Consider the following 12568-nt stretch of genomic DNA (forward strand, 5'->3'; position numbering starts at 1 on the left):
TAGTTTAACCGCAAAGTGCGCAAAGCTGTTTGTTATTATCTTTCTTTTTGCAACAGTAAGCTCTTTTTACCATAAAGCGCGTTAGGGATGGAAGCGATGTCCTTTTGTGATACTCAAAACTTCTCGAAATACTGAAACCTCTATCACAAAAGATTTAGCGGACAGCCCGACCCGGAGGGAAACGCTATAATCAGGATTATTTGTAATTAATTTACTAGTAAAATCCTCTTTATATCTAATATTTTATATTTTTGCTCCTCTATAATTACCAAAATTTAAAAGTCAACCACATTATGAAAAATATTTTTGATAAAGAGATTTGTGATGATTTTATAAATCGAATTAATAAACTTAGTCCGGATTCAAAGGGGCTTTGGGGAAAAATGAATGTTTCTCAAATGCTGGCGCATTGTAATGTATCTTACGAAATGGTCTATGATAATATTCATCCTAAGCCCAACGTTTTAATGAGGTTCATTTTAAAATCGCTTGTAAAGAATAAAGTTGTCGATGATAAGTCATACGCTAGAAATAATGGGACAGCACCACAGTTTATAATTAAAGGTGATCGTAATTTTGATATCGAAAAGGATCGGTTAATTGCTTATATTAGTAAAACGCAAGAACTGGGAGAAAAGGAATTTGACGGAAAAGAATCTCTTTCTTTTGGTAAATTGAGTTCTGGAGAATGGAATAATATGTTTAGTAAACATCTGGAGCACCATTTGAGTCAATTTGATGTTTAATTGTAAATTTTAATCTGATTTTTTATGAAAATATATGTTGTATTAGCTTTACTATTGGTTGGATTAGCCTCAAATGCACAACAGCAGGAAGTACAGAAAACTATTGAATCTTTTTTTCAAGGATTTCATCAAAAAGATACGATTAAACTGAAATCAGTATGTTTTGATAAGATTATTTTGCAATCTATTAGCGAAAGTAAAACTAAGGGGAATAAATTATCTGATGAAACGGCGAAGGAATTTTATAAATCAATTGCTACAATTCCATCTAATTTGAAATTCAACGAAAAGGTTTTAAGTTATAATATTCAAATAGACGGGAGTATGGCGCACGTTTGGGCACCATATGAGTTTTATTTGAATGATAAACTAAGTCATTCTGGAGTAAATACTTTTACTTTGTTTAAAGAAAAAGACACGTGGAAGATTATTTATCTGATTGATACCAGAAGAAAATAATATTTTAAATCACTTCTGTTAGATAATAATGGCAAGAGTCTGCAATTAGACATTCTTCGCATTTTGGTTTTGGTCTACAGGTTTCTCGGCCCAGGAAAGAAATTGCCATTCCAATTTCAGACCAGATATTTTTTGGCAGAACTTGCATAAGATCTTTTTCGGCTTTGATTCCATCTTTACTATCTTTTATTATTCCAATTCTTGGCGCTACGCGAATTACGTGTAAATCGGCAATAATACCTTCGGCAGGTTTATGAGTTTCTCTTAGAATTACATTGGCGGATTTTCTTCCGATACCTTTTAACGCTGTCAAATCCTTCATGTTTAAAGGAATATCTTCATCATTCTGGATCGTTTTGGCAATTTCCAAAAGCCATTGTGCTTTTGTTGGATAATTTCGAACTTTACTGATATAAGGAATAAATGTCTCCGAATCAGCTTTGGATAAACGGTTTAAAGTGGGATATTTTTCAAATAAAACAGGTGCAATTTTATTAATATTAGCATCAGAATCCTGAGCAGATAAAACAACCATTACCAATAATTGATAAATATTTTGATATTCCAGAGGATGTCTTTTTCCTTTATATTTCTCTAATATTGGTGCAAGTTTTGTTTCCCAATTAGATGTTTCTCCAAATAAATCCATTTTTATTTTCTTTAGAATTAAATAACTAAAATCGTAACTGTCACAAAATTAGTTAGTTTTGATGAAATCTAGTGCTTTTTTAATAACATTTTGATTTCCAAGTATTTTTCTGTGTCCTAATCCATCTGTTAGAAATAAAGTTCCGTTTTCGAGTTGTTTGTGAATATGAATTCCGGCTTTGACCGAAACTTCAGGATCATCATTATCATGAATAACTAAAACTGGAATTTTTACTTTCTGAGCTGCTTTATAAGCCGAAAAATCATCCATTTTTACTTGGTATTTAGCTTCAAAATGGTTGCGAAGACGTTCACTTATTTCTTGTTTTAGACCAAGTTTCAAGATAAAATCATCTATTATATCCTGAACAATATCTCCACTTCCTATTACTATGGCTTTATTTACCTTAAGCTCATCTTTTATTGCATTTAAAACTGACATTCCGCCTAGTGAATGTCCGATTGCGATTTCAAATGGACCATATTTTTTGTCAATTTCCAGAATAGAAGCAATAAACTCAGACATTATGGTCATTTTTCCTTTTGATTTTCCATGTGCCGGAGCGTCAAAACTAACAGTCGAATATCCATTTTTTAAAAGTTCGTCGGCTATTTTAAATAATTGCGTACCACGTCCTGACCAGCCATGAACTAGCAAAATTTTTCGGTCGCTTTGTCCGTAGTGATAGGTCACAACGCTTTGATTAATTACCGGAACATAAACTGTTTCCTGAATGCTTTTTTGATCCATCTCAAACTCACGTTTGGGAATTTTATGTTTTATTGGTGTGGTAAATAGTCTTGCTGCGTATGATGTAACCAATTTGGTTGAAATAAAAGCACAAATTTTGCAGGATATAATTATAAACTGCGGAATTTCTAATGATTTAATAGGATTATTTGTCTTTTTTGTCATATCAATAAATTTTATTTGAGGGAGGAATTGTGCTTATTTTTTCCTAAATTTAAAAAACATAAAAGTAGTACATTAATGAATGTTTACTGAAAAAAATAATTCACAAATTACTGTTTAATACGTTTATAAAATTTTAGAATGGAAATATTTCATATCAGTGCAGAATGTTACCCAATGGCAAAGGTTGGCGGATTGGCAGATGTAGTTGGCGCTTTGCCTAAATATCAAACCAACGCAGGTCATCAGGTTAGGGTTGTAGTGCCTTGTTATGATACAAAATTTAGACAGGAGAACGATTTTGAATGTGTTCATTGGGGTAGCGTTAAATTGGGAAACTTTAATTTTCCGTTTAGCGTTTTAAAAGAAACAACTAATAAGCTTGGTTATGAATTGTATCTGATAGAAATTAATGAATTGTTTAATCGCTCAAATGTATATGGATATGAAGATGACATAGAGCGTTTTTTATCTTTTCAAATAGCAACTTTAGATTGGTTTTTAGCACGTAAAACAGTTCCGGATGTTATAAATTGTCATGATCACCATACAGGAGTAATTCCGTTCATGATAAAATATGCTCATAAATATGAAAAGTTAAGTGCTGTAAAAACGGTTATTACAATTCATAATGGCCTATATCAGGGTTGGTTTGGTTTTGACAAACTTCATTATTTACCGGAATTTGATTTGATTCATGTTGGATTTTTAGAATGGAATAATTCTTTAAATTCTTTAGCCGTTGGAATTAAATGCGCTCACGCTGTTACAACTGTTTCTCCAAGTTATTTAAACGAAATAAATATCTCAGCTAATGGATTGGAAGTATTGTTTAATTCTGTTCGATTTAAATCAAGAGGAATTTTGAACGGAATTGATATTGAGGTTTGGGATCCTTGGAAAGATACGATGATTGCCGAAAATTATTCGATTGAAACTTTTGAACATGGAAAACAGATGAATAAAGAAAAGCTGTGTGAGCAATTTGAATTAGATCCCAATAAGCCTTTATTTAGTTTTATTGGTCGTTTGTTTGAAGAAAAGGGAGGAGATTTATTACCTCAGGCTTCAGCATTGGCTTTATCTGAAAATTTCGACAATATCAATATTCTGATTTTAGGATCTGGAAATTCCATTATTGAAGAACAATTGTTACAATTGCGAAACGATTATAATGGTAATTACAATGTTTTTATTGGTTATAACGAAGAATTAGCCCATTTGATTTATGCAGGATCAGATTATATTTTAATGCCTTCAAGAGTGGAGCCTTGCGGGTTGAATCAAATGTATGCTTTGCGTTACGGAACGGTTCCGATTGTGAGAAGAACCGGAGGTTTGCGTGATACTGTCGTTGACTTTGGTGATAATGGAAACGGAATATGCCATGATCAGGCTTCTGTTGGTGATATTTGTTATTCTATAAATCGTGCTATCAAGTTGTATGACGATAAAATAAGTTTCAATAAAATTGTAAAGAAGGGAATGGCAACAGATCATTCCTGGGAGAGAGTTTGCCAAGAATATATCGAGATATACAACCTAATAATTGAGAAAAATGAAATTTAAAAAGAAAAATGTAGTTGCTATTATTTTAGGAGGAGGACAAGGATCACGTTTGTTTCCGTTAACAGAAACAAGATCAAAACCAGCTGTACCAATTGGTGGAAAATACCGATTGGTTGATATTCCAATTTCAAATTGTATCAATTCTGATATTTTTAAAATATTTGTTTTGACACAGTTCAACTCAGCATCTTTGAATGCACATATCAAAAATACCTTCAATTTTAGCATTTTCAGCCAGTCATTTGTTGATATTTTGGCAGCAGAACAAACTCCGGATAATCCAACGTGGTTTCAGGGAACTGCTGATGCTGTTCGACAATGTATGTCACATTTTTTGAAACACGAATTCGATCATGCTTTAATTTTATCTGGCGATCAGTTATATCAGATGGATTTTAACGAAATGCTGGAAGCTCACATTGCCGCAGATGCTGAAATTTCGATTGCTACTTTGCCTGTAAATGCTAAAGATGCGCCGGAATTTGGAATCTTGAAGACTAATCACGAAAGTTGTATAGAAGCTTTTATTGAGAAACCTGATGCATCACTTTTACCGGAATGGGAATCTGAAGTTAGCGAGCAAATGCAGGAAAAAGGTAAAAAATATTTAGCTTCAATGGGAATCTATATTTTTAACCGTCAATTATTAGAAGATTTAATGGCAGATCCGGAAACGAAGGATTTTGGAAAAGAAATCATTCCGCAGGCCGTTGGAAAACATAAGATTTTGAGTTATCAATATGAAGGATATTGGACAGATATCGGAAATATTGAATCATTCTTTGAAGCAAATATTGGTTTAACGGCAGATATTCCGGAGTTTAATTTGTTTGATAACGACAATAAAATCTTTACAAGACCAAGACTATTACCTCCTTCTAAGTTTAGAAATTCAATTATAAATCAGTCCTTAATTTCGGAGGGTTGTATTATCAATGCAAAAGAAATCAAAAGTTCGGTAATAGGTATTCGTTCCAGAATAGGTGCAGGTACTGTTCTTGAAAACTGCTACGTGATGGGGAACGATTTTTATCAGGATCTTGATGAATTGAATCATGAAGCAAGTATCAATAAAATTCATGTGGGAATAGGCGAAAATTGCTTTATACAAAATGCTTTGGTGGACAAAAATGTTAGAATAGGAAACAACGTTCATATTGCGGGAGGAAAGCATTTGGATAATTTTACAAACGAATTATACAGTATAAAAGACGGAATTGTTGTGATTAAAAAAGGAGCTATTCTCTCGGATAATTTTAGAATAGAATAAAATTTGAAAGAAATTCCAATAAAAAAATGCCAAATTCCAATTATAAAAAACAAACATGAATAAAGTTATCACGCATTCTCTATTTACTGATTTTGATATTGATTTATTCAAAGCCGGAAAACACTTCAGATTATACGAAAAGTTAGGAGCGCATTTAGTTGAAGTTAACGGAGTAAAAGGCGTTTACTTTGCAGTTTGGGCTCCAACGGCTCAATCTGTTTCGGTAGTTGGTGATTTTAATTATTGGACACAAGGCGAGCATTTATTGCAAGTGCGTTGGGATTCCTCAGGTATATGGGAAGGGTTTATTCCTGAAATTACAAAAGGAGCGCTTTATAAATATAAAATTCAATCTAATATAAACGGAATCGTAACCGAAAAGGCAGATCCGTTTGCTTTATATTGCGAAAAACCACCTCATACAGCTTCTGTCGTTTGGGATTTGGATTATAATTGGAAAGACGAAAATTGGATGCAGAATCGTCAGGAGAATAATGCTCTCGATAAACCTTATTCGGTTTATGAAGTGCATTTAGGTTCTTGGAAACGTGCCGAAAATAATCGTTTTTTAACTTATTTGGAACTGGCAGACGATTTAGTAAAATATGTTAAGGAAACAGGTTTTACGCACGTAGAATTTATGCCAATCATGGAGTATCCTTACGATCCTTCATGGGGTTATCAATTGACGGGATATTTTGCACCAACGTCTCGTTTTGGGAAACCACAGGATTTTATGGTCTTGGTCGATAAATTACATCAGTCTGGAATTGGGGTAATTTTAGATTGGGTTCCGTCGCATTTTCCTGATGATGCACATGGTTTAGGTTTCTTTGATGGATCTAACTTATACGAACATCCGGATCGCCGTAAAGGATATCATCCGGATTGGAAAAGTTTGGTTTTTAATTACGGACGAAATGAAGTTCGTGCTTTTTTAATAAGTAACGCTGTTTTTTGGCTTCAGCAATATCATGCCGATGGATTGAGAGTTGATGCCGTTGCTTCGATGTTATATCTTGATTATTCTCGTAATGATGGCGAATGGGAACCTAATATTTATGGCGGAAGAGAAAATCTTGAAACCATAAGTTTCCTTAAAGAATTCAATGAGGTAATCTACGCTAATTTTGATGGAGTTCAAACCATTGCTGAAGAAAGTACTTCTTTTCCTATGGTTTCAAGACCTACTTTTACTGGTGGTTTAGGTTTTGGAATGAAATGGATGATGGGCTGGATGCACGATACTTTAAAATATTTTCAGAAAGAAACGGTTTATAGAAAATACCATCAGAACGATTTAACTTTCTCGATGACGTACGCTTTTACCGAGAATTTTATGTTGCCATTTTCTCACGACGAAGTGGTTTACGGAAAGAAATCTATTGCCAATAAAATGCCGGGTGACGAATGGCAAAAATTTGCTAATCTAAGATTGCTTTATGGTTATATGTTTACGCATCCGGGAACTAAATTATTGTTTATGGGATCTGAATTTGGACAAAGTGACGAATGGAATTTTGAGAAGAGTTTAGATTGGCATTTATTACAATATGATTATCATTCCGGAATTAAAAAAGTTATCACAGATTTGAATCAGTTATATAAATCCCGTCCTGCATTGTATGAAAAACAATTTACAGGAGAAGGTTTCGAGTGGATTAATTACTCAGATCATCAAAACGCTGTTTTATCTTATATCCGAAAAGGAAATAATCCGAATGAAAATCTAGTGGTAGTTTGTAATTTTACGCAAGTGGTAAGAGAAAATTACAGAATTGGAATTTCGCAAAAAGGTAAATTGGAAGAAATATTTAATAGTGATGCAACAATTTACGGCGGAAGCGGTGCTGGAAGCTCTAAATCAGTAAAAATAGAAGCTACTCCTTATGATGGCAGGGATTTTTCGGTCGAATTAACTTTGCCTGCTTTAAGCGTTACCGTTTATTCGTTTGTATAGAAAGATGGAGATTAATTTGTAGAATGCCGTTTTATCAGTTTAGCGTTCTTAAATTATCGAATTGGTGATTTTTCAAGCCGTTATTTAGTACTCATTCAGAAAAAACGTTTTCGTGAATAATCCTTTTATTCATAGGGGTTTACCAAGTTTTTTTGTATGTTTGAAATGAAGATTAGTTTTATATAATTAATTCATTAGCGATATGATTACAAATACATCATTAGAATATAAAGGCGATTTATACCCATCAAAAATTGTCTCATTTGATCATGAAGGCGATTCTATCTTTTTTCATACTGACAATAAAGTAATCTTAAAAGTCACTATTCTCAGAGATAGTCTAATTCGTTTTCGTTTTACTACAAAAGGATATTTTAGCAACGACTTTTCGTATGCAATTGATAAAACACAGCTTCACGGTTATAATTTCTTAGAACTTACTGAAGAGGAAACGTATTTTTTGATTAGAACCAGTAAAGTCAAATGCAAAATTCAAAAAGTAGATCTTCGTCTCTCTATTTACGATTTAAACGATCTTTTGATTCTCGAAGATGAACTTGGTTTTCATTGGGAAGAAAGTTATGAATATGGCGGAAATATCGTAAAAATGAGTAAATCTTCTAAAGATGGAGAATGTTTTTACGGTCTTGGCGACAAAGCTACTCAGATGAATTTGAAAGGCAAAAGATTAGAAAATTTTGCTACCGATCAATATGCTTACCAAAAAGAACAAGATCCTTTATACAAAGTAGTTCCGTTTTATATTGGGTTACACAACAAGCAATCTTACGGGATTTTCTTTGATAATACTTTTAGGACTTTCTTTGATTTTTGTCAGGAAAGAAGAAATGTCACCAGCTTTTGGGCTGAAGGCGGCGAGATGAATTACTACTTTATTTACGGGCCACAAATGCAGGATGTGGTAACAACTTATACAGATTTAACAGGTAAGCCAGAATTACCGCCACTTTGGGTTCTGGGATATCATCAATGTAAATGGAGTTATTATCCGGAAAGTAAAGTAAAAGAAATTACTTCAAAATTCCGAGAATTGAAAATTCCTTGCGATGCCATTTATTTGGACATTGATTATATGGAAGGTTTCCGATGTTTTACCTGGAATAAAGAGTATTTTCCCGATCCAAAACGAATGGTTGCAGAACTGGCCGAAGACGGTTTTAAAACGGTTGTAATCATCGATCCGGGAATTAAAATTGATAAAGATTACTGGGTTTATAAAGAAGCTTTAGAGAAAGATTATTTCTGCAAAAGAGCCGACGGTCCCTATATGAAAGGTAAAGTTTGGCCAGGCGAATGTAATTTCCCAGATTATACAAATCCCGTAGTTAGAGAATGGTGGGCGGGCTTATTTAAAGAATTAATTTCAGACATTGGTGTAAAAGGAGTTTGGAATGATATGAATGAACCTGCTGTTATGGAGGTTCCAAATAAAACCTTCCCAATGGATGTTCGCCATATTTACGACGGAAATCCTTGCAGCCATAGAAAAGCGCATAATATCTACGGAACACAAATGGCAAGGGCGACTTATCATGGTGTAAAGCGATTTGCATATCCCAAACGCCCATTTGTAATAACAAGATCTGCTTATTCAGGAGCTCAGCGCTATACATCGTCCTGGACAGGTGATAACGTTGCAACCTGGGAGCATTTATGGATTGCCAATATTCAGGTACAGAGAATGTGTATTTCCGGAATGGGTTTTACAGGTTCTGATATTGGAGGTTTTGCTGAACAGCCAACAGGAGAATTATATGCGCGTTGGATTCAATTGGGTGTTTTTCATCCGTTTTGCAGAACGCATTCTTCGGGAGATCATGGCAATCAGGAACCTTGGGCTTTTGATGAAGAAGTGATCAATATTACACGCAAATTTGTGAGTCTTCGCTACCAGTTATTGCCTTATTTATATACGATGTTCTGGCAGTACATTGAAGAAGGAATCCCGATGTTGAAACCATTGGTTTATTATGATCAGGATGATACTCAAACGCATTATCGTAATGATGAATTTATCTTTGGAAACCAGATTTTAGTATGTCCAATTCTTGAACCTAATGCTGTAGGTAGACGTATGTATATACCAAGAGGTGAGTGGTATAACTATTGGACAAATGAATTTGCAACAGGAGGAAGAGAAGTTTGGGTAGATACCAAATTTGATGAGATTCCGGTTTTTGTAAAAGCAGGAGCGATAATTCCAAAATATCCTGTACAGCAATATGTAGGCGAACTTGAGTTTGATGAATTAGTGCTTGATTTATATTTTAAAAACGGAAAAGAGAAATCAGTAGTTTACGAAGATGCTCAGGATGGTTACGATTACAAAAAAGGACGTTATAGCTTTTTATCTTTCACGGCAGTGGGAAAAGAGAAAGAATTAATAGTACAATTGCATAAAGAAGGAAAATACGATACGCCCTATAGCAAGTATAAAATTAACTTGATTGGTTTGCCGTTTAAAGTTACAGAAATTGAAATTGACAATGAAAATATAGCCTTTGACAAAATTGCTTTTGATGAAAATCATTTCTTAATTGTTGATAAAGAGTTTACAGAACTACATATTATTGGAGAATAAGTAAATTCTGATAAATTTTAAGAAAATTATATAAAACAAGATGTAATAATAATTGTATTTTTGTGCGTTGTAAAATATCAAAATCATGAAAAAACATTTAATATTAGGATTATTTGCCGTTGTTTTGGCTGGATGCGCAACGAATCCAATTACAGGAAAACAGAGTTTAAACTTTGTTTCAAACAGTGAACTATTTCCTACCTCATTTCAACAATACAGTACTTTTTTAACGGAGAATAAAGTTATTACAGGAACTGCTGATGCAAAAAGAGTTGATTTGGTAGGATCAAAAATTAAAGCTGCTGCTGAAAGATATCTCACTTATTTAGGTCAGTCACAGTATTTGAAAGATTATCGTTGGGAATATAAACTTGTAGATAACAAAGAAGTAAATGCATGGTGTCTTCCAGGCGGAAAAATTGTTGTTTATTCCGGAATTTTACCAATAACTCAAAACGAATCAGGATTAGCTACCGTTATGGGACATGAAGTTTCACATGCATTAGCCAATCACGGTGCACAAAGAATGAGTGCAGCACAATTGCAATCAATAGGAGGTGCTGTTTTGGATGCTGCTACAAGCAGTAAATCAGCACAAACCAAAGAAATATTTTCTCAAGCTTACGGAATGGGTACAGAAGTAGGAGTGATGCTTCCGTTTAGTAGAAGCAACGAAAGTGAAGCGGATAAAATAGGATTAACATTAATGGCAATCGCAGGTTATAACCCAGATGATGCAATTGCATTCTGGACCAGAATGTCTGCCAATTCAGGAGCTGCAGGAACGCCAGAGTTTATGAGCACACACCCTTCTGATGCTACAAGAATTGCGAATTTAAAATCGTTAATTCCAGATGCGAAAGCTACAGCACTTAAAGTTGGTGTTATTAAATAAAGATATTTAATCGATATAATCACAAAAGCTATTCTTTTTAGAGTAGCTTTTTTTGTTTCAATATAATACACTGTAGTTTCTGGATTGTTCATAATTTATTAATACAGGAATTTTTCAAAATATATCTGATTATGATAAAAATTAGATAAATTCGTAGCGCATTAACAAAACCATTTCTATGAAAAACCTACAAAAAGGAGATAAAAAATTATTAAATGCCTGGGCATTTTATGATTGGGCAAATTCAGTTTACACCCTTACCATTGCTTCGGCAGTATTTCCTATTTTTTATGAAGCTTTATTTTCTAAACGTGATCATTATATTGATGTTTTTGGGATGCATCTTAAAAACTCTGCATTAATTAGTTTTATAACAGCTTTTGCCTTCTTAGTTGTTTCTTTTATTTCTCCTTTACTATCAGGAATAGCCGATTATGTTGGAAATAAAAAGGCATTCATGAAATTTTTCTGCTATTTGGGAGCTTTGTCCTGTATGGGATTATATTGGTTTGATCTTGATGATATTTATATCGGGTTGGCTTTTTATTTCTTAGGTTTAATAGGATATTGGGGAAGCTTGGTTTTTTATAATTCTTATCTGCCGGATATTGCATTTGAAGAGCAGCAAGATAAAATTAGCGCCAAAGGATATTCTTTAGGATATATTGGAAGTGTAATTTTATTAATTATCAATTTAGCGATGATTATGAAACCAAAACTTTTTGGGATCACTGGTACAGAAGGAGAAGCAGCAATGAAAGCAATGCGTTATTCTTTTATAATGGTAGGTGTTTGGTGGGTATTATTTAGTCAATATACCTATTTTTATTTGCCAAAAGGAAACAAAGAAAACGGCGAAAAACTAACAAAGTCGGTTGTATTTAATGGCTTCAAAGAACTAAAGAAAGTTTGGGCATTATTGAATAAAAATATTCCATTAAAAAGATATTTAGGTGGATTCTTTGTTTCAAGTATGGCAGTACAAACCGTTATGCTTGTTGCAACTTATTTTGGAGCTCAGGAAATTCAATGGTCATCTAAAGAAGAAGGAACTATTGGATTAATTATTTGTATTTTGATTATACAATTAGTGGCAGTTATTGGTGCTGTACTAACTTCAAGAGCTTCTGCAAAATTCGGAAATATCCCAACTTTAATTGTTATTAATGCAATTTGGGCCGTGTTTTGTGCTCTGGCATACTTTATTACTTTGCCAATGCATTTTTACGTGATGGCAACTGTTGCAGGATTTGTAATGGGAGGAATTCAGGCTTTGTCACGTTCTACTTATTCTAAGTTATTGCCAGAAACTGAGGATACAGCCTCATTTTTTAGTTTTTATGATGTTGCAGAAAAAATCGGAATCGTAATTGGTATGTGTGTTTACGGTATCATTGATCAAATTACCGGAAGCCCGCGTGCAGCAATTGTAATTTTAGCAGTTTTCTTTGTTACATCAATTTTCTTATTGAGACGAGTACATAAAAAGGCACTTTAAAAGTGCCT

General features: G+C 33.6%; 10 protein-coding genes. 8 read left to right on the forward strand and 2 right to left on the reverse strand.

Annotated elements, in window-relative coordinates:
* Positions 1-293 precede the first annotated feature (293 nt).
* Positions 294-746 carry a DUF1569 domain-containing protein gene (locus tag LPB88_RS07870; RefSeq protein WP_230714314.1) on the forward strand — a complete coding sequence of 151 codons (453 nt, stop codon included), beginning with the start codon at positions 294-296 and terminating at the stop codon, positions 744-746.
* 24 nt (positions 747-770) lie between these two features.
* Complete coding sequence (locus tag LPB88_RS07875; protein WP_230714316.1) at positions 771-1205, forward strand: nuclear transport factor 2 family protein; 435 nt, start codon at positions 771-773, stop codon at positions 1203-1205.
* 4 nt (positions 1206-1209) lie between these two features.
* Here the strand turns inward: LPB88_RS07875 and nth are convergent, their stop codons facing one another.
* Both nth and LPB88_RS07885 read right to left on the reverse strand, forming a co-directional pair.
* A complete protein-coding gene (gene nth / locus LPB88_RS07880) occupies positions 1210-1854 on the reverse strand; it encodes an endonuclease III (RefSeq protein ID WP_230714318.1) in 645 nt (214 codons plus the stop codon).
* 48 nt (positions 1855-1902) lie between these two features.
* Positions 1903-2769 (reverse strand): alpha/beta fold hydrolase, encoded by an 867-nt coding sequence (locus LPB88_RS07885; protein WP_230714320.1) that lies wholly within the window; start codon positions 2767-2769, stop codon positions 1903-1905.
* Between the two features lie 138 nt (positions 2770-2907).
* On the opposite strand from LPB88_RS07885, the gene LPB88_RS07890 reads away from it, so the two are divergent.
* The 6 genes from LPB88_RS07890 (at position 2908) to LPB88_RS07915 (ending at position 12560) form a co-directional block, all read left to right on the forward strand.
* Positions 2908-4335 (forward strand): glycogen synthase, encoded by a 1428-nt coding sequence (locus LPB88_RS07890; protein ID WP_230714322.1) that lies wholly within the window; start codon positions 2908-2910, stop codon positions 4333-4335.
* On the forward strand, positions 4325-5605 hold the full coding sequence (locus LPB88_RS07895; protein ID WP_230714324.1) for a glucose-1-phosphate adenylyltransferase: 1281 nt from the start codon (positions 4325-4327) through the stop codon (positions 5603-5605). The genes LPB88_RS07890 and LPB88_RS07895 overlap by 11 nt, the downstream gene beginning before the upstream one ends.
* A 55-nt stretch (positions 5606-5660) precedes the next feature.
* Positions 5661-7565 carry a 1,4-alpha-glucan branching protein GlgB gene (gene glgB, locus LPB88_RS07900; protein WP_230714326.1) on the forward strand — a complete coding sequence of 635 codons (1905 nt, stop codon included), beginning with the start codon at positions 5661-5663 and terminating at the stop codon, positions 7563-7565.
* 202 nt (positions 7566-7767) lie between these two features.
* On the forward strand, positions 7768-10167 hold the full coding sequence (locus tag LPB88_RS07905; protein WP_230714328.1) for a glycoside hydrolase family 31 protein: 2400 nt from the start codon (positions 7768-7770) through the stop codon (positions 10165-10167).
* An 85-nt stretch (positions 10168-10252) separates the two neighbouring features.
* Positions 10253-11062, forward strand: coding sequence for a M48 family metallopeptidase (locus tag LPB88_RS07910; protein ID WP_230714330.1), 810 nt, complete (start codon positions 10253-10255; stop codon positions 11060-11062).
* Between the two features lie 178 nt (positions 11063-11240).
* Complete coding sequence (locus LPB88_RS07915) at positions 11241-12560, forward strand: MFS transporter (protein ID WP_230714332.1); 1320 nt, start codon at positions 11241-11243, stop codon at positions 12558-12560.
* Positions 12561-12568: the final 8 nt, after the last annotated feature.

It is taken from the genome of Flavobacterium sp. JAS, from assembly GCF_020991455.1.
Classification (GTDB): Bacteria; Bacteroidota; Bacteroidia; order Flavobacteriales; family Flavobacteriaceae; genus Flavobacterium.

Excerpts from the sequence above, each read along its gene's own strand:
- LPB88_RS07870 (WP_230714314.1), top strand. The coding sequence starts at position 294 with ATGAAAAATATTTTTGATAAAGAGATTTGTGATGATTTTATAAATCGA.
- LPB88_RS07875 (WP_230714316.1), top strand. The coding sequence starts at position 771 with ATGAAAATATATGTTGTATTAGCTTTACTATTGGTTGGATTAGCCTCA.
- nth (WP_230714318.1), bottom strand. The coding sequence starts at position 1,854 with ATGGATTTATTTGGAGAAACATCTAATTGGGAAACAAAACTTGCACCA.
- LPB88_RS07885 (WP_230714320.1), bottom strand. The coding sequence starts at position 2,769 with ATGACAAAAAAGACAAATAATCCTATTAAATCATTAGAAATTCCGCAG.
- LPB88_RS07890 (WP_230714322.1), top strand. The coding sequence starts at position 2,908 with ATGGAAATATTTCATATCAGTGCAGAATGTTACCCAATGGCAAAGGTT.
- LPB88_RS07895 (WP_230714324.1), top strand. The coding sequence starts at position 4,325 with ATGAAATTTAAAAAGAAAAATGTAGTTGCTATTATTTTAGGAGGAGGA.
- glgB (WP_230714326.1), top strand. The coding sequence starts at position 5,661 with ATGAATAAAGTTATCACGCATTCTCTATTTACTGATTTTGATATTGAT.
- LPB88_RS07905 (WP_230714328.1), top strand. The coding sequence starts at position 7,768 with ATGATTACAAATACATCATTAGAATATAAAGGCGATTTATACCCATCA.
- LPB88_RS07910 (WP_230714330.1), top strand. The coding sequence starts at position 10,253 with ATGAAAAAACATTTAATATTAGGATTATTTGCCGTTGTTTTGGCTGGA.
- LPB88_RS07915 (WP_230714332.1), top strand. The coding sequence starts at position 11,241 with ATGAAAAACCTACAAAAAGGAGATAAAAAATTATTAAATGCCTGGGCA.